28 protein-coding genes and 1 tRNA gene are annotated in these 23,462 nt (G+C 64.8%); 18 read left to right on the forward strand and 11 right to left on the reverse strand.

Annotated features, from left to right (window positions below; translation table 11 throughout):
* The first annotated feature begins 56 nt into the window (after positions 1-56).
* Genes ACP8LP_RS04940 through dprA form a run of 3 tightly spaced genes read left to right on the forward strand, consistent with a single transcriptional unit; the run spans position 57 to position 3,135 of the window.
* Complete coding sequence (locus ACP8LP_RS04940; RefSeq protein WP_016665660.1) at positions 57-479, forward strand: YraN family protein; 423 nt, start codon at positions 57-59, stop codon at positions 477-479.
* A complete protein-coding gene (locus ACP8LP_RS04945) occupies positions 476-1,999 on the forward strand; it encodes a YifB family Mg chelatase-like AAA ATPase (RefSeq protein WP_465249492.1) in 1,524 nt (507 codons plus the stop codon). Before ACP8LP_RS04940 ends, ACP8LP_RS04945 begins: the two co-directional genes overlap by 4 nt.
* Positions 1,996-3,135: a DNA-processing protein DprA gene (gene dprA, locus ACP8LP_RS04950; protein WP_063279750.1), complete on the forward strand. Its 1,140-nt coding sequence runs from the start codon at positions 1,996-1,998 to the stop codon at positions 3,133-3,135. Before ACP8LP_RS04945 ends, dprA begins: the two co-directional genes overlap by 4 nt.
* Here dprA and ACP8LP_RS04955 read toward each other — a convergent pair.
* From ACP8LP_RS04955 to ACP8LP_RS04965, 3 genes are all read right to left on the reverse strand, one after another.
* Entirely contained in the window at positions 3,110-3,631 is a 522-nt protein-coding gene (locus ACP8LP_RS04955; RefSeq protein ID WP_252908524.1) for a methylated-DNA--[protein]-cysteine S-methyltransferase, read from the reverse strand. The two genes, dprA and ACP8LP_RS04955, sit on opposite strands and share 26 nt — an antisense overlap.
* Before the next feature lie 49 nt (positions 3,632-3,680).
* Complete coding sequence (locus ACP8LP_RS04960) at positions 3,681-3,896, reverse strand: CsbD family protein (RefSeq protein WP_004808547.1); 216 nt, start codon at positions 3,894-3,896, stop codon at positions 3,681-3,683.
* Positions 3,897-4,171: 275 nt separating this feature from the next.
* The gene (locus ACP8LP_RS04965; protein WP_016665656.1) at positions 4,172-5,302 is read right to left on the reverse strand and encodes an alpha/beta fold hydrolase; all 1,131 of its coding nucleotides are present in this window, start codon (positions 5,300-5,302) and stop codon (positions 4,172-4,174) included.
* Between the two features lie 473 nt (positions 5,303-5,775).
* On the opposite strand from ACP8LP_RS04965, the gene ACP8LP_RS04970 reads away from it, so the two are divergent.
* Both ACP8LP_RS04970 and ACP8LP_RS04975 read left to right on the forward strand, forming a co-directional pair.
* Positions 5,776-6,132 carry a hypothetical protein gene (locus ACP8LP_RS04970; protein ID WP_334353522.1) on the forward strand — a complete coding sequence of 119 codons (357 nt, stop codon included), beginning with the start codon at positions 5,776-5,778 and terminating at the stop codon, positions 6,130-6,132.
* 61 nt (positions 6,133-6,193) lie between these two features.
* Positions 6,194-6,343 carry a hypothetical protein gene (locus ACP8LP_RS04975; protein ID WP_334353523.1) on the forward strand — a complete coding sequence of 50 codons (150 nt, stop codon included), beginning with the start codon at positions 6,194-6,196 and terminating at the stop codon, positions 6,341-6,343.
* Positions 6,344-6,355: 12 nt separating this feature from the next.
* Here the strand turns inward: ACP8LP_RS04975 and ACP8LP_RS04980 are convergent, their stop codons facing one another.
* The 6 genes from ACP8LP_RS04980 to ACP8LP_RS05005 form a co-directional block, all read right to left on the reverse strand.
* On the reverse strand, positions 6,356-7,381 hold the full coding sequence (locus ACP8LP_RS04980) for a plasmid recombination protein (protein WP_334353524.1): 1,026 nt from the start codon (positions 7,379-7,381) through the stop codon (positions 6,356-6,358).
* A complete protein-coding gene (locus ACP8LP_RS04985; RefSeq protein ID WP_334353525.1) occupies positions 7,359-7,622 on the reverse strand; it encodes a hypothetical protein in 264 nt (87 codons plus the stop codon). The genes ACP8LP_RS04980 and ACP8LP_RS04985 overlap by 23 nt, the downstream gene beginning before the upstream one ends.
* A gap of 293 nt (positions 7,623-7,915) precedes the next feature.
* Entirely contained in the window at positions 7,916-9,430 is a 1,515-nt protein-coding gene (locus ACP8LP_RS04990) for a Rep family protein (RefSeq protein WP_334353526.1), read from the reverse strand.
* Positions 9,431-9,695: 265 nt separating this feature from the next.
* Positions 9,696-9,896, reverse strand: coding sequence for a helix-turn-helix domain-containing protein (locus ACP8LP_RS04995; RefSeq protein ID WP_334353530.1), 201 nt, complete (start codon positions 9,894-9,896; stop codon positions 9,696-9,698).
* Between the two features lie 171 nt (positions 9,897-10,067).
* Positions 10,068-11,225: a tyrosine-type recombinase/integrase gene (locus ACP8LP_RS05000; RefSeq protein ID WP_334353529.1), complete on the reverse strand. Its 1,158-nt coding sequence runs from the start codon at positions 11,223-11,225 to the stop codon at positions 10,068-10,070.
* Positions 11,226-11,392: 167 nt separating this feature from the next.
* Positions 11,393-11,478: transfer RNA gene (locus tag ACP8LP_RS05005), tRNA-Leu, on the reverse strand.
* 139 nt (positions 11,479-11,617) lie between these two features.
* Between ACP8LP_RS05005 and ACP8LP_RS05010 the strand changes: the two genes are divergently transcribed.
* Together ACP8LP_RS05010 and ACP8LP_RS05015 are read left to right on the forward strand one after the other, a co-directional pair.
* Complete coding sequence (locus tag ACP8LP_RS05010; RefSeq protein ID WP_065674189.1) at positions 11,618-12,982, forward strand: M20/M25/M40 family metallo-hydrolase; 1,365 nt, start codon at positions 11,618-11,620, stop codon at positions 12,980-12,982.
* 2 nt (positions 12,983-12,984) lie between these two features.
* Positions 12,985-14,283: a citrate synthase gene (locus ACP8LP_RS05015; RefSeq protein ID WP_016665654.1), complete on the forward strand. Its 1,299-nt coding sequence runs from the start codon at positions 12,985-12,987 to the stop codon at positions 14,281-14,283.
* Between the two features lie 24 nt (positions 14,284-14,307).
* Here the strand turns inward: ACP8LP_RS05015 and ACP8LP_RS05020 are convergent, their stop codons facing one another.
* On the reverse strand, positions 14,308-15,279 hold the full coding sequence (locus ACP8LP_RS05020; RefSeq protein ID WP_016665653.1) for an aldo/keto reductase: 972 nt from the start codon (positions 15,277-15,279) through the stop codon (positions 14,308-14,310).
* A gap of 94 nt (positions 15,280-15,373) precedes the next feature.
* On the opposite strand from ACP8LP_RS05020, the gene ACP8LP_RS05025 reads away from it, so the two are divergent.
* The 6 genes from ACP8LP_RS05025 (at position 15,374) to hisG (ending at position 19,474) form a co-directional block, all read left to right on the forward strand.
* Positions 15,374-16,027, forward strand: coding sequence for a histidine phosphatase family protein (locus tag ACP8LP_RS05025; RefSeq protein WP_016665652.1), 654 nt, complete (start codon positions 15,374-15,376; stop codon positions 16,025-16,027).
* Between the two features lie 53 nt (positions 16,028-16,080).
* On the forward strand, positions 16,081-16,662 hold the full coding sequence (locus ACP8LP_RS05030) for a DUF3090 domain-containing protein (protein ID WP_016665651.1): 582 nt from the start codon (positions 16,081-16,083) through the stop codon (positions 16,660-16,662).
* Positions 16,620-17,459 (forward strand): SCO1664 family protein, encoded by an 840-nt coding sequence (locus tag ACP8LP_RS05035; RefSeq protein ID WP_016665650.1) that lies wholly within the window; start codon positions 16,620-16,622, stop codon positions 17,457-17,459. The genes ACP8LP_RS05030 and ACP8LP_RS05035 overlap by 43 nt, the downstream gene beginning before the upstream one ends.
* 72 nt (positions 17,460-17,531) lie before the next feature.
* Positions 17,532-18,197, forward strand: coding sequence for a nicotinamide riboside transporter PnuC (pnuC, locus tag ACP8LP_RS05040; RefSeq protein WP_016665649.1), 666 nt, complete (start codon positions 17,532-17,534; stop codon positions 18,195-18,197).
* An 84-nt stretch (positions 18,198-18,281) separates the two neighbouring features.
* On the forward strand, positions 18,282-18,548 hold the full coding sequence (locus ACP8LP_RS05045) for a phosphoribosyl-ATP diphosphatase (protein ID WP_036976055.1): 267 nt from the start codon (positions 18,282-18,284) through the stop codon (positions 18,546-18,548).
* A gap of 71 nt (positions 18,549-18,619) precedes the next feature.
* Positions 18,620-19,474 (forward strand): ATP phosphoribosyltransferase, encoded by an 855-nt coding sequence (gene hisG, locus ACP8LP_RS05050; RefSeq protein WP_016665647.1) that lies wholly within the window; start codon positions 18,620-18,622, stop codon positions 19,472-19,474.
* Positions 19,475-19,568: 94 nt separating this feature from the next.
* Here the strand turns inward: hisG and ACP8LP_RS05055 are convergent, their stop codons facing one another.
* Positions 19,569-20,168 (reverse strand): hypothetical protein, encoded by a 600-nt coding sequence (locus ACP8LP_RS05055; RefSeq protein WP_016665646.1) that lies wholly within the window; start codon positions 20,166-20,168, stop codon positions 19,569-19,571.
* Between the two features lie 97 nt (positions 20,169-20,265).
* Between ACP8LP_RS05055 and ACP8LP_RS05060 the strand changes: the two genes are divergently transcribed.
* The 5 genes from ACP8LP_RS05060 to ACP8LP_RS05080 all read left to right on the forward strand — a co-directional run bounded on the left by ACP8LP_RS05060 (position 20,266) and on the right by ACP8LP_RS05080 (position 23,360).
* Positions 20,266-20,742 carry an SseB family protein gene (locus ACP8LP_RS05060; protein ID WP_051128939.1) on the forward strand — a complete coding sequence of 159 codons (477 nt, stop codon included), beginning with the start codon at positions 20,266-20,268 and terminating at the stop codon, positions 20,740-20,742.
* 373 nt (positions 20,743-21,115) lie between these two features.
* Positions 21,116-21,757 (forward strand): translation initiation factor IF-3, encoded by a 642-nt coding sequence (gene infC / locus ACP8LP_RS05065; protein WP_004808524.1) that lies wholly within the window; start codon positions 21,116-21,118, stop codon positions 21,755-21,757.
* A 101-nt stretch (positions 21,758-21,858) separates the two neighbouring features.
* The gene (gene rpmI, locus ACP8LP_RS05070) at positions 21,859-22,065 is read left to right on the forward strand and encodes a 50S ribosomal protein L35 (protein ID WP_015582520.1); all 207 of its coding nucleotides are present in this window, start codon (positions 21,859-21,861) and stop codon (positions 22,063-22,065) included.
* Positions 22,066-22,165: 100 nt separating this feature from the next.
* A complete protein-coding gene (rplT, locus tag ACP8LP_RS05075) occupies positions 22,166-22,537 on the forward strand; it encodes a 50S ribosomal protein L20 (protein WP_004808521.1) in 372 nt (123 codons plus the stop codon).
* Between the two features lies 1 nt (position 22,538).
* Complete coding sequence (locus ACP8LP_RS05080; protein ID WP_179856612.1) at positions 22,539-23,360, forward strand: TrmH family RNA methyltransferase; 822 nt, start codon at positions 22,539-22,541, stop codon at positions 23,358-23,360.
* Positions 23,361-23,462 lie beyond the last annotated feature (102 nt).

A 23,462-nucleotide genomic window follows, 5' to 3' on the forward strand; every position in this document is an offset into this window, starting at 1 on the left:
GTGGATAACTGAATGATCAGCATTCCTGCGACGACAACTGTTGTCGGAGGTGGTGCATGATGACACCCAAGCCGTTGTCGGCAGAACTGACGACCCCTCGCGGAGCAGCCTTGCGTGGGCGTCGTGGCGGCAGACCCGCGTTCGGTGCGTGGGGCGAGGACATTGCCGCCCAGTACGTGGATTCCCTCGGGTGGACGATCGTCGCCCGAAACTGGGCGTGCCAAGTGGGGGAGATCGACCTCATTGCGCAAGATGACCGGACGATCGTCTTCATCGAGGTCAAGACGCGGTCCGGCACTGGATTCGGTGATCCCCTGGAATCCATCACGACGACGAAGATCCGTAAGCTTCACGAGCTCGCGTTGGCCTGGTTGGTCGACCAGGAGAAAGGAATGCACTCGGTACGGATCGACGCCATCGGGGTCATGGTGCGCCCCGGCGAACAGCCGACGATTACGCATGTACGGGGCATCCAGTGACCGGGGCAAGCGCATGGTCGGTTTCCCTGATGGGGTTGGAAGGCTGCTTGGTCGAGGTGGAGACGGCCATATCGTCGGGGCTGCCGCGTACGGTACTCGTCGGCCTTCCGGACATGGCCCTGCACGAGGCTCGGGATCGGTGTCGGGCTGCGGTTGGTGCCACCGGCATGTCCTGGCCGAGCAACGTTCTGACGATCAACCTCACCCCGGCCGGCTTGCCGAAGGCCGGGACTCACTTCGATCTCGCCATTGCCGCTGCGACCCTGGCTGCGGACGGAAAGATCCCGCAGACCCTGCTCGGGTCGACGGTTCTCATGGGGGAACTGGGGCTAGACGGGCGGGTACGACCAGTGCGTGGGGTACTTCCGGCATTGTTGGCGGCTCGCGAGGCCGGGTTCGAGTGTGCCGTGGTGCCGTCCGGCCAGTATGCCGAGGCCCGGTTAGTGCAGGGGGTGACGATCTGGCCGGTCGGTCATCTCCGTGACGTCGTCGAGGTCCTGCACGGCCGTCCGGTACTGGCGACTGAGGAACCCATGACTGACGCCGCCGATGCTGATCCAAGTCTGGTAGATCTGGCAGAGGTGATCGGCCAACACGAAGCACGCCGCGCCCTCGAAGTGGCGGCAGCCGGACGCCACCACATCCTCCTTCGCGGCGCACCTGGCTGTGGGAAGTCGATGCTGGCACGACGGCTGCCCGGGATCCTTCCCCGCCTGGATCACCGGGACGCCCTCGAGGTGACGGCTCTGCACTCCTTGGCAGGCCGGGGGAGCGGGCGTCTCATGACCAGGCCGCCGTTGGCACAGCCACACCATTCCGTGTCGATGGCTGCCATGGTCGGCGGAGGAGCACGGATTGCCCAGCCAGGTGCCATCTCCCTGGCGCACCGCGGCGTTCTCTTTCTCGACGAGGCCCCGGAATTTGCCCCCAAGGTCCTCGATTCGCTGCGTGGGCCTTTGGAGACGGGGGAGATCATCATCGGCCGTTCTCAGGCCCACACGACGTTCCCAGCTCGGTTTCAGCTCGTTATGGCACTCAACCCGTGCCCGTGTGGGATGGCTGACGACCCGTCCGGTCGGTGTACCTGCACTCCACAACAGGTCCAACGATATTCGGGTCGGCTCTCCGGCCCGATCCTCGACCGAGTCGACGTGACGGTACGCATGCGCCCGCTGACCTCGGCGCACCTGCTTGACGCCTCAACGTTGCCCGCAGGGGAATCCAGCGCCGTCGTGCACGACCGGGTGGCAGAAGCCCGGCTGAGGGCTGCGCGTCGCTGGGAAGGGAGGCCATGGAAATGCAATGCCGAGGTGCCGGGGAAGGTGCTTCGCCAGAAGCTCCCGGCCAATGATGCCACTCGCATCATCGAAGACGCCCTGACGACCGGTCGGCTGACAGCCCGAGGCGTGGATAAGGTGCTGCGAATCGCATGGACCGTGGCCGATTTGGAGGGCAAGGACGAGGTGGACAAGGCATGTGTTGCTGAGGCCATGGGGATGAGACGAGGACGATTGCTATGACATGGGACAACGAGAGGGTGGCGCGAGCTGCCCTGACAACAGTTGTCCAGCCTGGGGACAGCGTCACGGCGCGGCGATTGCTGGACATGACGGCCGAAGAGATCTGGCACCGCCTGCTGACCGATGTGGACGAGAGATGGTACGAGCGAGCCAGAGGGACGGATGTCGACCAGGTGGTGGCCCGGTCGGAGAAAGCCATGATGAGGTTCCTCATCCCCGGAGATGAGGAGTGGCCCGTTGGGCTCGATGACCTCTCGTGGGTGGGGAAGTCAGGAATGGGTGGGGTTCCCATCGGGTTGTGGGTTCTTGGCCCGACACGCGTCAATGAGGCGTCTGAGCGGTCGGTTGCCATCGTCGGCTGCCGAGCTGCGACGAGCTATGGCCAGGATGTCGCGATGGAGATGGCCCACCATCTTGCTCAGGGACACAGCGACGGGACCGGTCGTCAGGTCATAGTCTCCGGTGGCGCATTCGGGATCGACGTCGCTGCACATCGAGGCGCCTTGTGCGTCGACGAGACGACGATCGGAGTCCTGGCATGTGGGCTTGACGTCTTGTACCCGAGGGGAAATGCCGCGGTGCTGGAACGCATTGCCGAAACGGGCGCCCTGGTCTCGGAAATGCCACCAGGCCGGCATCCAACGCGTCCGGGGTTCTTGGCCAGAAATCGTCTCATTGCTGCGCTGACGACAGGGACCGTCATTGTCGAGGCAGGGTGGCGATCGGGAGCGATCAACACCGTCTCATGGGCGAATGCTCTGGGCCGGGCAGTCATGGCTGTCCCCGGTCCCGTGACCTCGAGCAGGTCAACCGGTACGAACAAGCTCATCCGTGACGGTGAGGCGATCTTGGTGCGCGATGCCGAGGATGTCCGCGGGATCGTCGGAGAACTTGCTCCTGAACCCGAAAGACCGGAAGGTCGCAGTCTTCCCACGGATGTCCTGGATGCCACGGAACTGGCCGTGCACGAGGCGCTCCCGGCTCATGGATCTTGTGGGATGGACGAGTTGTCTGCGTCGGCGGGAGTGTCTGTGGCTCAGTGCTCAGCCGCATTGACGGTACTCGAGCAGCTGGGCATGGCGGCATGTTGCCTGGATGGTACGTGGTCGGTCACATTGGCCGGCAACCGGAGGTGATGGCACCATGACGGATTTCCATGTCCAACAGGAAACGCTTGATGGTTCGGCCGCCAAGGTAACCCCCGAGCTTGCCATCACTACGCAGGATCCGGTGACAAGGGATGACGATCGGCAATGGATTCGTGGCACAGGCGTTGCCGACCGCTCGGGAGGCCTGTGGACGCCCGATGAGGGTGGCTAAGTCGCGATAGCTGATGGTCTGGGCGTAGGGAATCGTGAGTAGCCCGTTGATGACGGCTCGTTGGAAGGCTGTCGCTCCCGATAGGTCGAGGGGGAGACTGAAAGCAGTTCGGGAGCCGGAGAGGTACTCGCTGAACTGGTGGGCGGCGTCGTCGAGGATTCCCTCGCAGATGTGGTGTTGCTCGGACGATTCGCGGACGGTCGATGGCGCTGGTGCCTCGCCGAACGTGACCTGAGCCAGTCCTTGCGGGGTCGCGGCGAGCGTCAACACCCCGATGGAGTTGTCGAGGTAACGCCGCGCCGTGATCGTCATGAGGACATGGTAAAGGGCCGGGCTCCTCATGTGCCCGGCCCGTCAGTTGTCAGTCCTTCAGCTTGTCGGTAGCAGCCTGGACGTCGTGCTTGAGGTCAGTCGCCTTGTCCTTGGCGTCATCCACCTTCTGGTCCACCTTGCCGCTGGCCTTCTGATCGGCGCCCTCGCCCTGGAGATCGGCGTTGTCAGTCACATCTCCGATCTTCTCCTTGGCAGCACCGACGAGCTCGTCGCTCTTGCTTTTGATCTTGTCGCTGAGGCCCACGAGTGGCTCCTTTCGTCAGTCCCACGACCGCTGATCAGGCCGGGGCGTATTTGTATTTTATCGGGTGACCCAAGTCTGACCAGTGGTTCGTGTTGTACGGGTGATCTGGGCTCACGAACACGGTTGTTCATGATCCAGAATAGGGCGGAGAGGGGCCTGAGAACTGAAGCATGCGAACTGGTGTGAGTTCGTGTCGCATGCCGGTACAACGAGGGCTGCGTCTCCCGCGATGTGTGGGAGACGCAGCCCTCATCAGAAAGTAGGCCGGATCAAGTTCACTTGTTGTGGGCGTCAATCCAGTCGACAGCAGTCTTGATGACCTGGTCCTTGGTGGGCTCGTTGAAGATCTCGTGCATGAGGCCATGCCACTGGATGATCTTCTTGTCCTTCGAATTAATGGCGTTGTACCAGTTCACGTCGAAGTAGCTCGGCACGAGGCCATCGTTCTCACCGTGCATGATGAGGGTGGGAGAGTCGAACTCATGGGCATTCATGATGTTGTAGACCTCGCCGACACCGAGCTGCTCGACCAGACCGAGACGCATGTAGTGGTTGTACAGCGGGTCACGTTGCCAGTGGTCGATGCGGACATCGGGATCGGAGCACAGACCGTAAGCCGGGTAGCCGGGGAGGATGACGCCGGCAGAGAGCGGACCAGATGGCATCCGGATGCTCTTGGGATCCTTGACGGCAGCCTTGGCGAGCTGGCCGTTGAACGCCGTCAGGTGAGACATCGGGAGAATCTGGCTGATCTGTGGGAGGGCATGGCGGGCGAAGAAGTTGAGATTGTCGGGGGTCACGGTGGTGACGCCCTCGGTGTTCGGCCCGTCAACGCTGGCGAACGTACCGCCACCGGAGGAGACGATGCCGTCGACAGTGCCCGGGTACATGATTCCGTAGGACTGAACGGCGATGCCGCCCATCGAGTGGCCGAGGAGGAAGACCTTCTGGTCGGCGTTCTCCTCGTGCGCGGTCTGGACGACTTGGTGAATGTCGGACTCGATGTTCCACCAGTCATCGAACTGGCCACGCGGAATGGCGTTGTTGACGTACGGGGCGGCGCTACGGCCGTGACCACGATTGTCGAAACGGTAGACGCTGTAGCCGGCCTTGGTGAGGCTCTTGGTCAGGTACTCGTAGTTGGAGGAATTCTCCATGAGACCGTGGACCAGAACGACGGCGCCCTTGGCGTTGGGGACGATGTCCTTGCGGTAGAAGAGCTTGGTCCCAAGCTTGTCAGTAGTCTTGAAGTAGCCGGTCTCCTTCTTCACCTGGTCGGTCGCCGGGGAGGCGGCAGGCTGAGAACCACCTTCAGGAGCAGCCATGGCTGGGGTCGCAATGGTGACGCCAGTCACTGCCATGGTGCCGGCAATCGTCAGTGCGCTGAGTTTGCGTGGGAATGACATCAAGATGCTCCTTTGCGTCGTGCGTGCCCGTCTCATCCTTGAGCGACGGCCACCTCGGATGTCCAGGACAATATGAGCCGAGGGTTCGTGATGGTGGTCTGAACGGCAGAGGTGGTCTTTCGTGCACAGGCGGAAACTCGGCTGAAGGAATCTGTCCACATCCATGAAAGGTGGACTGAAGTGAACCTTTCATGTGCACTCACGGCGAGAAATATCACAGATGGCGACGCGAGGGCCGGTTGCTCCTCAAGGGGGGCGGGCACGCGAATGGGGTGAAAAGTGGACCCCGTCTGACTCGTTCAGTTAGACGGGGTTTGTTGTGTCCGAGAGAGGACTTGAAGAGTTCGCGCCGTGGGCTACGAACTCTTGTATATCAGGCGATCCGGCGATCTGAGGAGCCACAAACTGCGCGTCGTGCCCGAGACGTGCCCACGCCTGCTCTGGACTGCGCCCCGCCGTCGTAGCATCTCCTCATGGGAAATCTGGGGCGCTATCAGGAGATCGTCGAACTCGCCAAGAGGTCCGGCGGTGTGGACGCCATGATCGAGATGATCAAGAAGGGTGCCGTCGAGGACGCTGCGCCAAAGCTGGTGGCAGGTGGGCTTGCCGCAGGCGCGGTGATTGGTGCCGGAGCGGTCAAGGGCTATGGCTGGGTGAAGGGGAAGCTCACAGATCGTCGAGTCGCCGTGAAGAATGGCGAGAACGCTGAGAGGCACCTTTGCGCCGTCGTTGAGCACACCGAGACCGAGCCTATGGGCGACGCGACCCCGGGCATCGCTCCAGACGAAGAACTCTGCGAGGAGGGCGAAGGCGATGCCGACCGGACCTAGACATTACGTGATTCGCCGGGAGAACGGACCCGGCTCCCGCTGGGACGAACCCTGCCGCTGCATGATCGGACACGACCATGACCCCGACGGCTACAGCGTGTGGGAGAGCGACCTCGCACGTTGGGATCGCGAGGAAGGCCGTGGTGGTGCAGACCCCAACTGCCCGGCTTGTGGCGGTGCAGGGGCCTGCGCCCTCTGCGGCGACGACTGACAACATCCGGGGTCACTCCTTCGGCGGGACCTTGGCGGCCATGGAGCGGCTGTTCGCCGTCGGGAGCGACGGCGACGAGGGACGCGGGGACGACGAAGACCGCTGGCCGCCGAACAGCGACGGCGCGGGCCTGGACGAGCCGCCGCCGAGCTGGGGCCCGTCCTCGGCGTGCTGGCGCTCCTGCTCGGCCAGGGCGTTCGCCTTGGCCTCGAACTGGGCCTGCTTGGCCTTGCGGCGTCGCCACCCGTCGAAGTTCGCCCGGGCCGTCGCCCCGTTCGACTGCGGTGTGTCCATCCACGTGAGCACGTCCGCCAAACGGGCCCGCTCGGCCCCTGCGGCCTTCTCTGCCTGCTCGGCCCGTGCCCGGGCCTCAGCGGCCCTCTGGCGGTCGCTGGCGGCCTCCTGGGCGTCTTCCTGGGTCTTCGCCTCCCGTGCTGCGACGTTGGCCTTGCGGGCGTCGATGGTGGCCGCCGCCGTCTCCAGCGTGGCGGCCCACTCCTCAACTTCCTGCTCGCGCTCGCGCAGGTCGTCGGCGCGCCGGGCGAACTCGTCGCCGGAGAGGTGTTCCTTCGACCTCGCCGAGGGCTTCATGTTGACCGGAATGCCGGTCGCGGCGACCGCCTCACGGAAGCGCTGGCCCTGCTTGGTGAGCACCGACGGCGACGACCAGAAGAGCTTCTGGGTCAGCCGTCCGTCGTCGGTGACCGGGACGACGGCGAACTGCCACTGGGGCGTCGTCTCGTCCATGTGGAGGCACGCCACGAGCAGGTCGTCGCCATACTCGTCGTATGCCTGCTGGAGCATGGCGTCGTAGGCAGCGCGGGCCTCCTCGTTCAGGCCGTTCTCGCGCCAGTCGGGGTTGTTCTCGGCGAACCACTCCGGCGACAGGTTGGCGACGTGGCCGCGCATGATCACCGCGCCGTCGCGGGGCGGCTTCTTGACGCGCGCCAGGCGCTCGTCGAGACGGCCCAGCACCTCGTCCACCGACGACGGACGACGCCAGCCGCCCGAGCCGTCAGGGACGACCGTCTCGTTCATGTGCGTGCGCGTCGGGTCGATGTTCTTGTTGCTGTGCTCCCGCTGCTTCGGGGGGCCGTTCGGTGAACGGCTCCTGCGCGGCGAGCGCGGCGTCCCGACGGGCAGACCAGTCGGCCATCAGCTGGCCGTACTGGCTGCCGTCGAGGTCGCGCGCGATGTGATGGAGGAAGCCCGCTGCGTGGCCACCTCCGCCCTTGACCTTGTGGCTGACGTCACTGGTCACGCGGTAGCTGTCACTCATCGTTCTTCCTCCATCACGTAGACTGCTGGTAGTTCGGTTCTCCCGTTGGTGAGGGGAAACCGGTAGGTGTAGCCCCATACACCTGCGGTCGCTGCGCTCCCTCCGGTTGGGGCCCTGCGGGGCTCCCGGCTGCGCCGGATCACTGCCCGCCTTCGGCGTGCTGCTAGCCCTCGCTGTGCTCGGGCTCTTGGGTCTGCGCGAGGCGACGACGGTCGGCCTTGGCGCGCTCGGCGACGGCCTTCTCGATGGCGTTCAGATCGGTGCTCATGATGTGTTCCTTTCGTGGGGTTGGATCAGCCGCTGTAGGTCTGCGGCTGGAGGTTGAACTTTGCCGCCGTCGGCGCCGGCTCGGGAGCGGCGGCGAGGGCCGCGCGCGTGGGTGTGCCGGACGCCACCAGCTCGGCCCTGGTGGACCCCTGGGCGACGACGAGCTGAACGTCAGGGGAGCGCTCGGCGACCTCTGCGACCACGACGCCCACCACCTCGTCGTGGGTCAGGTCGACCAGGGTCGCGGCGTCGTCGAGGCCGTAGGAGACCGCGACCGCCTCCGACGGCCGGTTGGGCACTGCGATGCGCCGCTGCTCCGGTGCGGGCAGGAGCGCCAGCGGGCCGACGGAGTAGCGCGGCACCCCGTCCACCTTCTCGGCGTGCGCCAGGAGGGAGAGGCGACGGACGAGCTGGTCGAGGGAGTCCGTCGTGGACCGCTTGCCCGGGACGAAGAACCCGAACTCGACCGGATCGACCGAGACGGCGACGAGCACCACGCGCGGCGCCGCGTCGCCCTTGTTCCGGTAGCGGGCCGAGATGGGACCGGCCTCGCGCGGCCCCAGCAGGGTCAGCAGGTCGGCCCACTCCATGACCCGCGTCGAGGGCTCGTTCATCAAGAACACCTGCTGGCCCGCGTAGTCGTCGGGGCCGTTCCTCGCCGTGGCCCGGAAGACCGACCAACCGAGCCGGGCCGCGAGCTCCTGGGCCACCGACTCCGCCGCCCAGGTCTTGCCCTGGTCGCTGGCCCCGGTGAACCAGACGACCGTCTTCTGGAACTCCCCGGCGCGCAGCTTGCGGACCTCCGCGAGCATGTCGCGGCGGTTGCGGACCGAGAACGCCAGATCGACCTTCGCCTGGTTGCGGGTGTAGATGTCGGTCAGCGTCTTGTCGGCCAGGATTTCGAGCTCGTCGAGCTCGTCGTCGAGGACGCGCTGGACCACGATGTCGCCGAGCTCGGCCCACTCCTTGGCCGGGATCGCGACCTGACGGGCCATGACGGCCCGTCGGGCCCAGGCCCGACGGTTCGCCTTCTCCACCTCGGCGGAGTCCAGCCCGCGCAGCGTCGCCACGTCGGAGACGGCGTACTGGAACTTGTCGGGGTCCTTCGCGTGGATCAGGTACGACAGCGCGTTCTCGATCCGCCCGCCGCGACCCGGCGCCCTGACGATGGACTTCGACCACCCCAGCGCCTGGTCGAGCTCGACGCACTGGAGCTTGCCCGCGACGTGCTGGCCGGGTCCGCCCTGCTGGAGGACCGCGTGGATGTGGTCGTCCTTGCGGGCACCGTCGGCGAGGGTGTCGCGGTCGTGCTTGACGATCCAGAAGCCGGTCACCTCGGAGCCCGCCGCCTCGCAACGACGGATCGCCTCGGCACCGATCGCCTGCAGGTCTCCCGACAGGATCAGCCCGGTGTCCCAGCCAGGCCAGAACTCGGGCTTCAGCTGGTTGGTGAAGGTGACGTAGGCCGGGGGCTTGCGCCCGCTGGGACCGCTCTGCTTCGCCGCCGCAGCCGCGTCCGACCGCTTCGTGTCCTCAGCCACGGAGACCACCCCCTAGACGCGCGCGTCCGGGGCGGTCGGGATGGCGTCGACGAGACCAGGCCGGAGCAGGCCGAAACGGGCTCCGACAAGGGGTTTCGTTGGGGTGCGGGGGCCATCGGCAAGCTTGTGGCCCCCGCACGTAGTAATCAGCGCGCGCCATTTGCTGCTCTTGCGGCGAAACTCTTGGGGTGCCTCACCCACGGTGCCCAGGGGGAGCACAGGCAGGACGGGGCGGGGGCGGTTGTGGGGGTCGTGGAGGCGTTCATCAGGAGACCACCGGCACCATGAGGGCGTCGAGGTCGGCGATCTTGAAGAAGATGCGCCCGGTGCCTCCGACGCGGTAGGCGGTCAGCTTGCCCTCGGCGACGCGGCGACGGATCGTGTCGTCGGAGACGCCGAGGTAGCGGGCGGCGTCGGGGAGGGAGGCGAACCCGGGAGCGAGTTCGCGAACGAGGGTGGCGTCCATGAGCGGTGGACCTTTCGGACGAACGAACGGGGTCGTCGTCCGAGGCACCATCTCGGGCAGTGCAATCGGGTACCGGGCCTGGTGAAGCCCACCCAGAGGAGTCCGCTAGGCCGACTGGCTCAGCAAGACTTACGCAGCCAGTCTAGCGGACTCCTGAAATCCGCCGCAACTCTAGGCAGAGGCTGCCCGGATCGCAGCGTCGAGCTTATCGGCTCGCTCACGGTCGCGGGCGTCGGTGCCCACTTGATAGACCATGGCCATCTGCGCCGTGGTGTGCCCGAGCAGCCGCATCAGCTCCGCGAGCGTGGCGCCCTGCTGGGCGGCGACCGTGGCAGCGGTCCGGCGCAGGTCGTGGATGCGCAGGCCGTCGCGCCCGATGGCATCGCGCCCCTTGGCGTGCGCCTCGTATAGCACCGAGTCGGGCATCGGAGACCGTCCGTCGGTGGCCGGGAAGATCAGCCCCTCCCGGCCCGTCAGTGGAGCAGCAGCGAGGTGCTGGCGCAGCGGCTCCACCAGCACCGACGGCAGGGCCACGTCGCGGCGGGCCGCCTTCGTCTTCAGCGGCCCGACCCGCCACAGCGTCTTCGTCCTCGAACCCACCGGAGCCTTGACCTTCGTGACGCCCTGGCGGACCCGCAGGACCCGGGCGTCCAGGTCCACGTCGCAGCGGCGCAGCCCCCGGACCTCGCCAGAGCGGAGCCCGCACCAAACAGCGACCGCCAGCGCCGCCCGGTAGCGCTCGGGGACGGCCGCGACGTAGGCCAGCACCTCCGCGACGGTCAGCGCCTGGCCCGTGCGCGCCGGGTCCGGCTTGCCCGCCCCGCGAACGCGGCAGGGGTTGCGGTCCAGGAGCTCGTCCTCGACCGCCTCGGCGAGGACGCTCTTCAGCAAGTCGTAGCAGCGGCCGTTCTGCGTCGGCGTCTTGGGCGGCATGGCCTCCCACCACCGGGACACGAGGTCCGGCGTGAGGTCGCCGAGCGCCACGCCGGCCAGGTCGCCGCCACGCAGGCGCCAGTCCTTCCGATACAGGTCGGCGGTCGTCGGGCTGATCGGCTTCCGGGCACGCGAGGCACGCCGGGCGACCACGCGCTCGACGTACTCGCCGACGGTGACCCCCTTGGCTGCCTGGGAGGCCTGTGCGGCCCTCTGGGCGGCCTCCCGGCTCTGGAGACTGGTCCAGGTGCCCAGCTCGACCAGGCGGCGCTCCTCGGCCTCCCAGGCCCGGGCGCGGGCCTTCGTCGAGAACGTGGTCGGGGCCGGGTAGGAGATCCCGTCGGGGCCGGTGAACCGGGCCTGGTAGCGGCCAGGGGGGAGCTTGCGAACGCTCATGGGGGTCCTTTCCTCGGAGGTCGACGGACACGTGCCTCTCACGTGCCTCTCACGTGCCCGCTTCGTGCCCGCGGATGCGTCTCCGTGCGGCATTTTTGCGACTTCCCCCGAGAACGACGAATGGGCCGTGACTAGGGATTTCCCTAGTCACGACCCATGGTCGAACGTGTCCGAGAGAGGACTTGAACCTCCACAGCCTTAATCGGCCACTAGCACCTCAAGCTAGCGCGTCTACCAATTCCGCCACCCGGACTCGGGTCTCCGGTTCTTCGCTCATGCGTCGTACCGGACAGTCACGGGACTTTAGTAGAAGTTCGCGCCACGATGCAAATCGGCGTCCATCGAGTGTCCCTGATGACGGTGGAAACCCCGGTCGGTGACACAATCGCTGCATGTCAGATCTCTTCAGCATGCCTCTCGAAGACCTTGTCGACGGGCCGAACAGTCCGCAGACCGAGGTGGTCGACATCTGCTCGCGCATGATTCAGATCGACTCGCAGAATTTTGGTCCACAAGACGCTCGTGGCGAGGTCGACATGTGTCGCTACGTCTCCGAGCTCCTGGAAGAGATCGGGGTGGACGTCTCGATCTACGAATCCGAGCCCAGCCGAGCCACCCTGGTCGCTGAGTGGGCACCCGAAGGCACCGACATGAGTCGTCCCGCCTTGTTGCTTCACGGCCACAGCGACACCGTGCCCTTCGAAGCCGAGGACTGGGCCCATCACCCGTTGTCCGGCGAGGTTCACGACAACTGCATGTGGGGCAGGGGAGCCATCGACATGAAAGGTTTCCTCGCGATGGTGCTCTCAGCCATCCGAGCCCGTCATCGTCGTGGTGAGGTGCCGTCGCGTCCGATTCGCTTCATTATGTTCGCTGACGAGGAGGCATCCGGCACGCTCGGATCCACCTGGCTGGGTGCCAACCATCCGGAGATCTTCGACGGCGTCACCGAGGCCATCAGCGAGGTGGGTGGGTTCTCCCTGACGACTCCTGGGGGCAAGCGGGTCTACGTCGTCCAGTCGGCCGAAAAGGGCCTGTGGTGGTTCCGAATGAGTGCCACCGGCAGAGCCGGCCATGGCTCCATGCGCAACCCGGACAACGCGGTCAGCCACTTGTTGGAAGCCCTGTCGCGCATTGATTCCCATCAGTGGCCCGACCTGGGCCACCCCGTGCAGGAGGAGTTCCTCGCCAAGGTTTCCGAGATGTGGGGTCTGACGATCGACCGGGATGACCTTGAGTCGTGCCTCGCACCGATTGGGCCGCTGTCCCGCATGGTTGCCGCGTGCTGCTCCCACAACGTCACCACGACGGTGCTGTCGGCCGGGTACAAGGTCAACGTCGTGCCGACTCGGGCCAGCGCCGAGATTGACGCCCGCTTCATTCCCGGGTCTGAGGAGGAGATGATCTCGACGATCAAGTCCTTGGCTGGTCCCGGGATCGATTTCGAGACGATCTCCCTCAAACCTGCCGCGGCAGCACCCTTCGAAGGGTCAGCTGTCGACGCCATCCGGCATGCCATTGACGCCGAGGATCCGGGAGCGGTCGTGCTGCCCTACCTCAACTCGGCAGGAACCGACGCCAAGGGGTTCGCCGTCCTCCCGGACGGCCGTCGCATCAACTGCTACGGCTGCACCCCATTGCGGCTTCCTGCTGACTTCGACTTCATCAGTCTGTTCCACGGCGTCGACGAGAGAGTCCCGGTGGGCTCCCTCGTCTTCGGCGCCAAAGTCGTCGATCACATCCTGCAGGAGGCCTGACGATGAGTCAGAAACCAAGCCAGCGCGGCACCGCAACCCTCATTCTCGACGGCCAGGAGTACTCCCTCCCCGTCCTCATCGGCACCACCGGCGACAGGGTCATCGACATCTCGGATCTTCGTCAGATGACCGGCGGCGTGACGACCTTCGACCCTGCATTCGCCAACACCGCCTCGTGTCGGTCGGCCATCTCCTGGATTGACGGTGAGGAGGGAGCGCTCACCTATCGGGGTCTGCCAATCGAGACCTTTGCCGAGGAGAAGGTCTCCTTCGTGGAGACGGCATGGTTGCTCATTTTCGGCGAGCTGCCGACTGAGGCGCAGCGTGACGACTTCCGGAACCGGTTGACCGAGTACTCTGCTTTGCACCGGTCGATGGATCTGCACTTCAATGCCTTCCCTCCCAACGGCCACCCCATGGCGATCATGTCGTCGATGATCAATGCGATGAGTACCCATGACCGCCCGCGCATCACTGATGAGGAATCCTTCACCGATGCCGCCGCCAAGCTGATGTCCAAGGTGAGGACAATCGCGGCAGCCTCGTACAAGGCGTCGATCGGGGAGCCGGCGATCTACCCGCGCTACGACCTCAAGTACGTCGAGAACTTCATGCACATGATGTTCTCCCTGCCGTACCGCGACTACGAGCCTGACCCGATTGCCGCGAGGGCCCTCAACCTCTTCTTCGTCCTCCACGCCGAACATGGCCAGAACTGTTCGACATCGACGGTGCGGATGGTGGGGTCATCCGGTGCCAACCTCTTCACCTCGTGTTCGGCAGGGGTGTGTGCACTGTGGGGGGACCGTCACGGTGGTGCCAACGTCAACGCGGTACGGGCTCTGCAGCGTATCCATGACTCGGGACTCTCCTCGCGCCAGTACCTGGCAAAGGCCAAGGACTCGGGGGAGAGGATTTCTGGCTTCGGGCACCGCGTCTACCGCAACTGGGATCCCAGGGCGAAGATTCTCCGCGGTGTTGTCGGTCCGTTGCTGGATACCATGCACAAGCCGGACCCACTGCTCGACGTCGCCATGGAACTCGAGGAGGCCGTCCTGGCTGACGACTACTTCGTCGAGCGCAGGCTCTACCCGAACGTGGACTTCTACTCCGGAATCGTACTGAGGGCCCTGGGGATTCCGCTCAACATGTTCACCGTCATGTTCGCCATTGGCCGTATGGCCGGCTGGATTGCGCACTGGAAGGAGGTCGCCGAGGACCCAATGACGAGGATCTCCAGGCCGCGTGAGCTCTACGACGGTCCGGTCTCCACGCCGTGGGTTCCTCGTAGTGAGCGCTGAGATCAGGCGCGGTGCGACGACCCCTCAGGACTCCTCGGGACGGGCCAGGTTCGGCCCGCCCGTGATGTCGTCGAGGGCCGAGGTGATCTCCGGGGGCAGCACGACGTCGTCGACGCCGAGCAGTTCCTCGAGCTGTGTCGTCGTTCGTGGCCCGACGAGGGCTGATGACACCACGGGGGCGTCACGCACCCATGCCAGAGCCATCTGTGCAGTTGTCGCTCCCAGTCCGTCGGCCGCCTTCGAGATGGCATTGACGACAGCTTGGGACTTGGGCGTCAGATAGGGCTGCACGAACCAGGAGAGACGGTCAGAACCGCCACGAGAATCCTTGGGCGTACCGTTGCGGTAACGACCGGCCAGCACGCCACGTCCCAAGGATGACCACGCCAACAGTCCCATGCCGTGGTGTTGGGCAGAGGGAACGACCTCGATTTCGGCGCGACGAGCCAACAGGGAGTACTCGACCTGATTGCTCACCAGCGGAGTTCGCGTTCCGGTCGTCTGCTGCCATGTGGCCGCCGTTGCCGCCTGCCAGCCGACGAAGTTGGACACGCCGACATAGCGGGCCATACCTGAATGCACAGCATGGTCGAGGGCGGCGCAGGTCTCCTCGACGGGGGCATCTCCCCAGGCATGCACCTGCCACAGGTCGACGTGGTCGGTGTGGAGGCGACGCAGAGATCCCTCCAGGTCGCGCAACAGAGCGGTTCTAGAGGTGTCGACAACCCGTTTCTTCCCCTCGACGACGAACCCAGCCTTCGTGGCGATGACGAGGTCATCTCGGCTGATGTCAGTGTGAATGAGCTTCCCGATGAGCTGTTCGGCGAAGCCACCACCGTATGCGGGGGCGGTATCGACCAGGTTTCCGCCGGCATCGACGAAACGGCGCACCATGGAGCGAGCCTCACGAGCGTCGGTCTGGCCGCCCCAGGTCAGGGAACCCAGACCAATGGCAGACACCTTGAGGCCGCTGGCCCCGACGGTTCTTAAGCGCATGTGTGCGTCCTCCTCGTTCAGATCACCCTAACGGAGCACCCTCAAGCCGGCCTTGAGGCAAGGTGCCAGGACTGGGGCGCAATACAGTGACGCCATGGCGCGACTTCTGCTCATTCGACACGGGCGTACTGAGGCCAATGCGAAGGGAATCCTCGCTGGTCGTTCGAACCATCCCCTCGACGAGGTCGGTACCCGAGACGCGAAGGCCCTGGCATCTCAACTGACAGATGTGGAACCTGACCTCGTCGTCACCTCCCCCGTTACCCGAGCACGGCAAACAGCCGCAATCATCACCGAAGGCGCGGGGTGGACCTGCCCGATACGCGTGAACGACGCCATCGCCGAGTGCGATTACGGAGCGTGGGCGGGACAATCCTTGTCGAGTCTCAGCAGCGAGCCGGAATGGCACACGGTAGTCGACAATCCGCCCGCGGCTGCCTTCCCAGGCGGCGAAACCATGACTGACATGTTCCTGCGAACGGCTCAGGCAGCCCGCAGAATCGCTGACGAGGTGCGGGATGGCGAGGCGGTCGTGGTCAGTCACGGCGACCCGTTGCGCGCCATCGTCGCCGACCTGGTGGGCCTGCCACATCGGCTCTTCCAATCCTTGGTCATCAGCCCGGCCAGCATGACGGTACTCGTCCAGGACGGCACGACGTGGCGTCTCCAAACCCTCAATTGGCGCCCTGACAAACCTCTGGGTGCAGGATCGAGCGCGGGCCGCCATCTCGGCGGTGACACCCAGTGAGACGGTGCCCAGCCTGTGCGCATCGGAGTGGGCCGAGTGGCTAGGGTGGAGGCATGACTCGTCGCACCTTCCGATTCGAACGGCCCGATCGGGTCGTGGTCGGCACCGTTGGTCGCCCGGGTGCACGGGTCTTCCACCTTCAGGTTCGGGAAGGCTCTCGCCTGGTGACGGTGCAATGCGAGAAGGCTCAGATCAGCCAGCTTGCGCTTCAGATGGACAGGATTCTGGACGGCTTGGCCGCCCATGCCGCCGACGTCCTTGTCCCACCGGCCATCGAGGCCCCTGATGACCTCGCCCCGCTGGACGCACCCCTTGATGGGGAATTTACGGTTGGCACCATGGCGATGGCCTTTGACGACCCGAGCAAGCGCATCGAAATCGAGATGTATGCCGTCAGCGATGACGAGTTGATGATCAACGATCCCGCGATGCTGTTGACCACACTTCCGGAAGCGGCACCAGATTCCCTCGAAATCCTCATGACGACCTCCCAGGCTCGCCAATTCGTCGCTCGTTGCAATGTCATTGTGGCGTCGGGACGCCAATACTGCCCGTACTGTGCCCAGCAAATCCTTTCGGCAGGGGGCCACCTGTGTCCCCGGTCAAATGGCTACCGCAGGCCGCTGGTGTGGTGAGTTCGACGAACCCCTGGGACCTGCCACAAGCACCTCGACCCCGAGCTCCATGGCGGATCGATGGCGCCCTGCCCGATTCCAGTAATGGCGCTCTCCTGGTGCGCGATGCGGGCGACCGGTTGTGGGTGTACAAACCGGTTGCCCGCGAGCGACGTCTCCATGATTTCCCTGCCGGGACTCTTGCCGGACGTGAGGTTGCGTCCTACCTGCTGTCCCAACTCATGGGTATTGCGCTGGTGCCGTTGACCGTCTTCATCGAGGACGGCCCACGGGGGGCCGGTTCGATGCAGCGATGGATTGACGACGACCTGGAGAATCCGTTGGTGGTGGCAGACACCATCGAACGTCTCCCGGGACACTGGCACGGATTCATGCTGGGCATCGACGAGGACGACTACGAGATCGGGCTCGCCCACTCTCCGCATCCTGCGCTGCGTGCTCTGGCCCTCTTCGACGCCGTCGCCAACAACGCCGACCGCAAGGGCGGTCACATCCTGCTCGGCCCCGATCCGGACCTGGACGGGACGGCCCATGTCTGGGCGGTGGACAATGGCCTGGCCTTTCACACTGCGCCCAAGTTGCGCACGGTGTTGTGGGGATGGGCAGGCCAACCCCTGGAACCGGTCGAGGAGATGATGCTCGACCAGGTTGTCGCTGTGCCTGATGACATCTTCGATGAGTTCATCAACATGGCCGAGGTCGAGGCGTTACGGCAACGAGCCGCAGACCTCCTCGAGTTCGGTGCATTCCCGGGGCCGAGCGGACTGCGTCCAGCCCTGCCGTGGCCACCCATGTGACGGGGTGAAGTCCACCCGGGATCATCTGCGAGAATGAGCCGACCACCCTCCTGCAGTCGGAAAGGTGTAACTGTGTCCAATGTCCTCACGTCCCTGCTCAATGCTCAACTCGATGTGGGCCTGGGCAAGCCGATTCTGTGGCGCGAGGTCATCGGGAACCTGTTTGGACTGGCATCGGCCCTCGGAGGCGCCCGTCGTCGGGTCTGGGCCTGGCCGGTCGGCATCGTCGGGAACGTCATCCTGTTCACCGTCTTCCTGGGCGGGGTGTTCCACACTCCTCAGGACCTCAACCTGTGGGGTCAGGCTGGCCGCCAGATCTTCTTCCTCGCGACCAGCGCCTATGGCTGGGTGGTGTGGGCTGCCACCCGACGCAACAATGGCGCCTCCCAGGTGGCCGTCCATCCCAGGTGGGCCACTCGTCGGGAACGCATCCTCAGCCTGACAGCCTCTCTCGCCATGCTCATCGTCTTCTACTTCGTTCTCAAGGCCCTCGGTTCTTGGGGCCCATTGTCGGACTCCTGGATCCTCACCGGATCGATCCTTGCCACGTGGGGGATGGCACGCGGCTGGAATGAGTTCTGGTTCGTGTGGATCGCCGTGGACATCGTTGGCGTCCCGTTGCTGGCGACCGCGCAGTACTACCCGAGTGCCCTGATGTATGTCTTTTACGGAGCCTTCTGCCTCTACGGCTTCCTGACGTGGTGGCGAGCTCAGCACGCAGGAGAGACTGCGACCTGATCGGATGCCGGGCCCGGTACCGTGCATGGTCCGTCACGTGGTCCCAAGCTTGGTCATGCCACCGCAGTCGGTAGCCTGGCCACTGTGAGCAAGACATTCGAGGAACTCTTCGCCGAGCTGTCCACCAAGGCACAGACCCGCCCTGCAGGGTCGGGAACCGTCGAGGAGCTTGACCGCGGAGTGCATGCCATCGGCAAGAAGATTGTGGAGGAAGCCTCTGAGGTCTGGATGGCCGCCGAGTACGAAGGTAACGAGAGGCTGGCCGAGGAAATCAGCCAGGAGATTTATCACCTGCAGGTCATGATGATCAAGCAAGGGCTGACCCTCGACGACGTCTACGAGCATCTGTGAATTCCCCCGGTCGGGTTGTGCCTGGCCAGCATCGTCATTTTCCCGATTTCTCAATCTCCCGAGGAGAGTTCATGTCAGACCTGCTGCGCGTAGCAGTACCGAACAAGGGTGCCCTGTCGGAAGCCACGTCCTCCCTGTTGACTGAGGCCGGTTACCGTCAACGTTCCGATCGTAAGGACCTCACCTTGGTCGACGAGGCCAACGGGGTGGAGTTTTTCTACCTGCGGCCGCGTGACATTGCGGTGTATGTCGGTGAGGGAACCCTCGACATCGGTATCACCGGCCGCGACCTGCTGCTGGATTCCGGTGCGGATGCTGCTGAGATCAAGGGTCTCGGTTTTGGTCACTCTAGGTTCCGTTTCGCGGCACCCAAGAGTCCTGAGAACACCGTGGAGGGGCTGGCCGGTAAGCGCATCGCGACGTCATACCCGGGCCTGCTCGGATCCTTCCTGACCACGCGCGGTATCGACGCTCACCTCATCCACCTGGACGGTGCCGTCGAGTCCTCGATCCGACTCGGGGTGGCTGACGCCATCGCTGATGTCGTCGAGACCGGAACCACCCTGCGCAAGGCTGGTCTTGAGGTCTTCGGAGACGTCATCCTGGAGTCCGAAGCCGTGCTCATCCAGCGGCGGGACTTCACCGGTGGCACGACCTTCGACCACTTCATACGACGCATTGATGGTGTCCAGGTGGCCCGTGGCTACGTCATGGTCGACTACGACGTGCCGGCCGAGGCTCTCAGTGCCGTCACCGAGCTGACCCCTGGCCTGGAAGCCCCCACCGTCTCGCCGCTGGCGAAGAATGGCTGGTATGCCGTGCGCGTCATGGTTCCCCGTGGGGCCGTGCAGGGGCTCATGGACGAACTGTGGGACGCCGGTGCCCGTGCCATCCTGTCGACGGAGTTGTCCGCCTGCCGGCTGTGATCGCCACGATGACTTTCCACCGTCACTGAAAAATGCCGTGGGCACCGATCCGATGATCGGAGCCCACGGCATTGCTGTGTGTCTCGGGGAATGATCACTCGATCCCGCGCTTGCGCAGGATGGCCTCGAGTTCGGCGTCCTCGTCCTTCTCGGCGGCCGAGATCTTGGGGGCCGCCTTGTTGGAGCTGGAAGCTGGCTTGGAGGAGCTGGAAGGCGAGGTCGGAACGGGGGTATCGGCCGGCGTCTTCGGGGCATCGGCGGTTCGACCACGCGTCACCGGGGTCGTTCTCCGGGACGTATTCTGAGTGGATGCGGATTCCGGGGATGCATCCTTCGTTCGGGCCTGCTTGCGCGCGGCGTGGCCCTGACGACGCTGACGTCCGGTCTCGCGGTCAACCGGGGACATGAAACCGGCGACGAACCAGGTCACCAGGCCAATGGCAATGACGATGACGCCGATCCAGATGGTTGTCGTCATGACAGTACCGGCGAACCAGTCCACGACGAGGTGGATTGCTCGGACCAACAGACGCATCAGTCCGGTCAGGACCAGGCCGGTCGGAATGAGGGCCAGACCCAATCCGCGCAGCAGGGCTCGGGAGGAGCGGCGCGAGAGCCACCCTGACAGGGCCCACAACAGCGGAAGGACAACCAGAAGGATGGTGACGACGGCAACGACGGTCGTTTCGCTCATACCTCAACTGTTTCACACGGTGGTGACATTTGTGCGTCGTGGCTATGGGCATGGTCGGCAGGCAAGAGTGTCATGGCGGTCAGCTAGTGTTCGGCAGGTGTCTGCTCCACTATCTCCTCCCAGCGGCGGCGACAGGGGAGACGCCGAGCCCCGGGTGCGCGCTGCCCTCGCTGCCTGCTTGGCCGACGATCCCGACACGTATCGCAACGCCTACCTCGAGGCGGTCTCCACCTTGTGCGCGGGAGCTCGTCTCTTCATGCCAGTCATGGCGGACGAGGCCGGTGAGATCGCCGCGGTCAAACTCACCAACGAGCAGGGGAGTACTGCCCTGCTGGCCTTCACCGGTATCGACTCCCTGATGGCATGGGACTCCCGAGCTCGACCGGTTCCCGGTCTATTACCGGATCTGGCCGCCACGGTCACCGAGGTCCAGGCTGATGCCCTTCTCATCGACGTCGCGGGTCCGGCTCCACTCGTCCTGGGGCCAGATGTCCTCGGCCCGATCGAGCAGGGCGGAAAACTCGTGAAGTTCGCGGACGGCTGGGGCTGGGTGCGCAGGGAGGACCTCTCCTGACGCAGGGTCATGGTGTCTGGAGTTGCTTCGGAGGATGGTTCCTTCCCCCCCCCGATTTGGGGTGTCGACGTCTGATGCCGTAGCATCTCCAGAGCGATCAGTACAGAGCTGGTCACGTGGAAGAGGGGGCCTGACCTCCCCACCTGGGCGGATTCCGTTCGCCGGGTTGTCAACAACGAGCCTCAGGGTGCCATCCCAGGGGTTTGTTGGGGTGTTTCATGCACCCGTACGAGTCAGGCCTTCGTATGTCCGCGAGGGCCTTTTCTTGTACCCGGATCGCGGAGGCGTAGACACGTCCCCATAGTGAACAGACATCCGGGAGGACCCCATCAGTACTGAACCCCGCATCAACGAGCGGATCCGCGTTCCCGAGGTGCGCCTGGTCGGCCCCAATGGCGAACAGGTCGGAATCGTCAGGGTCGAGCAGGCCCTGCAGCTCGCCCGCGAGCAGGACCTCGATTTGGTTGAGGTGGCTCCGCAAGCCCGGCCCCCTGTCGTCAAGCTCATGGACTACGGCAAGTTCAAGTACGAGGCGGCCCAGAAGGCCCGGGAGTCGCGACGCAACCAGGCAAACTCCATCATCAAGGAGATGAAGCTTCGTCCCAAGATTGACGACCATGACTACGAGACCAAGAAGGGCCATGTTCTGCGGTTCCTCAAGGCCGGTGACAAGGTCAAGATCACGATCATGTTCCGTGGCCGTGAACAGTCCCGTCCGGAGCTCGGCGTCAACCTGCTGCGTCGTCTTGCTGACGATCTGACCGAGTACGCGACCGTCGAATCCCCTCCCAAGCAGGAGGGCCGCAACATGCTCATGATCCTCGCCCCGACTCGTAAGAAGAACGAGGCCAAGGCGGATCAGAAGGCTGAGCGTGACCGTCGAGCCGCTGAGCGCGCCGAGGCTGCTGAGGCCGACAAGGCTTACGAGGCTGCTCAGCGAGCTGCTGCCGGCACCGCCAAGAAAAAGAAGAAGAAGGGTCCCGCCGACAACATGGACCCCGACATCGACCTCTGAGCACTGCTCAGAACCAGGCGATCCGGTCTTCACCGGTGAGCCAGCCCGGGACCTTCCCTTCCGGTTCGCGGGACGACACACATGAACGAATGGAGCCATCCATGCCCAAGATGAAGAGCCACTCCGGGACGAAAAAGCGTTTCAAGGTGACCGGCTCGGGCAAGGTCACCGCTCGCAAGGCTGGCAAGCGCCACCTGAACGAGCACAAGTCTTCGCGCGTCACTCGCCGTCTGACCGGCGAGACCGTGCTGCCCAAGGGCGAGGCCGCCAAGGTCAAGAAGCTGCTCGCTGGCCACCCCGGCCGCTGACGACAGTCGACGTCGCCACTGACGACGTCCCCAAGTCCACTGGGCGGCACACGCCCCGAACCAATCCGGGACTGACCCGGGAGATCCAAGGAGAATCACCATGGCACGCGTGAAGCGTTCTGTGAATGCCAAGAAGAAGCGTCGCGAGGTCCTCGACCAGGCCTCCGGTTACCGCGGGCAGCGTTCCCGCCTGTACCGCAAGGCCAAGGAGCAGACCCTCCACTCGGCCACCTACTCGTTCCGCGATCGTCGCGCCAAGAAGGGCGACTTCCGCTCGCTGTGGATCCAGCGCATCAATGCTGCCTCCCGTGCCCAGGGCATGACCTACAACCGTTTCATCAACGGTCTGAAGAACGCTGGCATCGAGGTCGACCGCAAGATGCTCGCCGAGCTGGCCGTCTCCGACATCGACGCCTTCAACAGCCTCGTCGAGGTCGCCAAGGCCAGCCAGCAGCAGAACGCTGCTGCCTGACGTGGGTATGAGTGACGGGCCGAACGACGACCATTCGAGGTGGGATCGCATCTCGAAGGGGTCGCTGCGTTCGGCCCGTCGTCTTTCATCGCGGCGCGGACGTGAGGAGTCCGGGCTCTTTCTCGTCGAGGGTGCTCAGGCGGTGCGCGAGGCACTGGCGTGGCCTGGCAAGGTGAATCTGCTGGCCACTTCGGATCCGGTGCGTGATGCCGAGCACGTCGGAGCCGCAGAACGTCGTGGGATCAGGGTGGCGTTACTGACTGACGAGGACGTCAGTGCCTTGTCCGACACTGTCACCAGTCAGGGGGTCTTCGCCGTCTGCCGACAGGTTACCCGCCACGAGTTGCCTGACGAGGACGTGCACCTGGCCGTCATCTGCGCCCAGGTCCGTGACCCCGGTAACGCCGGAACGGTCATCCGCTGCGCCGATGCCTTTGGTGCCGATTGCGTGATCCTGACGCGCGGGTCGGTGGACCCGCACAACCCCAAGACGGTTCGGTCCTCGGTGGGATCGATCTTCCACCTGCCAGTCCTCGTCGGAGTCGACCTCGCCGATGCGGTGGAGTGGGCTCACAGGCACCAGATGACGGTGCTTGCCGCGGACGGGGGAGGTCACGGCCTCGACGCCGTTGCCCGGTCCGGACGTCTCAAGAGGCCCATCGCGTGGCTGATGGGCAATGAGGCGTGGGGACTGCCCGAGGCGGATCGCGCCCTGGCTGACGAGGTCGTCGGGGTTCCGATGTGGGGATCGGCTGAGTCCCTCAACCTCTCCACTGCGGCCGCCGTCGTTCTGTATGCCACGGCGAGTGAGCAGCGAGCCTGACGGTTCTGTGAGTGAGCAGCGTGCCTGATTCCCGCGAACCGGCCATCAACCATTGACGGCGTCGACACCACTAGAATCGTGGTGATCGACGCCAGTCGCACA

Source organism: Cutibacterium sp. LaCa_89 (assembly GCF_058177555.1).

Bases quoted from the DNA above. Each gene is read 5' to 3' on its own strand.
- ACP8LP_RS04980 (WP_334353524.1), bottom strand. From the start codon at position 7,381: ATGAACGAGACGGTCGTCCCTGACGGCTCGGGCGGCTGGCGTCGTCCG.
- ACP8LP_RS05000 (WP_334353529.1), bottom strand. From the start codon at position 11,225: ATGAGCGTTCGCAAGCTCCCCCCTGGCCGCTACCAGGCCCGGTTCACC.
- ACP8LP_RS04970 (WP_334353522.1), top strand. From the start codon at position 5,776: ATGGGAAATCTGGGGCGCTATCAGGAGATCGTCGAACTCGCCAAGAGG.
- ACP8LP_RS04955 (WP_252908524.1), bottom strand. From the start codon at position 3,631: ATGACGATCACGGCGCGGCGTTACCTCGACAACTCCATCGGGGTGTTG.
- ACP8LP_RS04975 (WP_334353523.1), top strand. From the start codon at position 6,194: ATGATCGGACACGACCATGACCCCGACGGCTACAGCGTGTGGGAGAGC.
- ACP8LP_RS04985 (WP_334353525.1), bottom strand. From the start codon at position 7,622: ATGAGTGACAGCTACCGCGTGACCAGTGACGTCAGCCACAAGGTCAAG.
- hisG (WP_016665647.1), top strand. From the start codon at position 18,620: ATGTCAGACCTGCTGCGCGTAGCAGTACCGAACAAGGGTGCCCTGTCG.
- dprA (WP_063279750.1), top strand. From the start codon at position 1,996: ATGACATGGGACAACGAGAGGGTGGCGCGAGCTGCCCTGACAACAGTT.
- ACP8LP_RS04940 (WP_016665660.1), top strand. From the start codon at position 57: ATGATGACACCCAAGCCGTTGTCGGCAGAACTGACGACCCCTCGCGGA.
- ACP8LP_RS05030 (WP_016665651.1), top strand. From the start codon at position 16,081: ATGACTCGTCGCACCTTCCGATTCGAACGGCCCGATCGGGTCGTGGTC.
- rplT (WP_004808521.1), top strand. From the start codon at position 22,166: ATGGCACGCGTGAAGCGTTCTGTGAATGCCAAGAAGAAGCGTCGCGAG.
- ACP8LP_RS05010 (WP_065674189.1), top strand. From the start codon at position 11,618: ATGTCAGATCTCTTCAGCATGCCTCTCGAAGACCTTGTCGACGGGCCG.
- ACP8LP_RS05025 (WP_016665652.1), top strand. From the start codon at position 15,374: ATGGCGCGACTTCTGCTCATTCGACACGGGCGTACTGAGGCCAATGCG.
- ACP8LP_RS05055 (WP_016665646.1), bottom strand. From the start codon at position 20,168: ATGAGCGAAACGACCGTCGTTGCCGTCGTCACCATCCTTCTGGTTGTC.
- ACP8LP_RS04995 (WP_334353530.1), bottom strand. From the start codon at position 9,896: ATGGACGCCACCCTCGTTCGCGAACTCGCTCCCGGGTTCGCCTCCCTC.
- ACP8LP_RS05020 (WP_016665653.1), bottom strand. From the start codon at position 15,279: ATGCGCTTAAGAACCGTCGGGGCCAGCGGCCTCAAGGTGTCTGCCATT.
- rpmI (WP_015582520.1), top strand. From the start codon at position 21,859: ATGCCCAAGATGAAGAGCCACTCCGGGACGAAAAAGCGTTTCAAGGTG.
- ACP8LP_RS05015 (WP_016665654.1), top strand. From the start codon at position 12,985: ATGAGTCAGAAACCAAGCCAGCGCGGCACCGCAACCCTCATTCTCGAC.
- ACP8LP_RS04965 (WP_016665656.1), bottom strand. From the start codon at position 5,302: ATGTCATTCCCACGCAAACTCAGCGCACTGACGATTGCCGGCACCATG.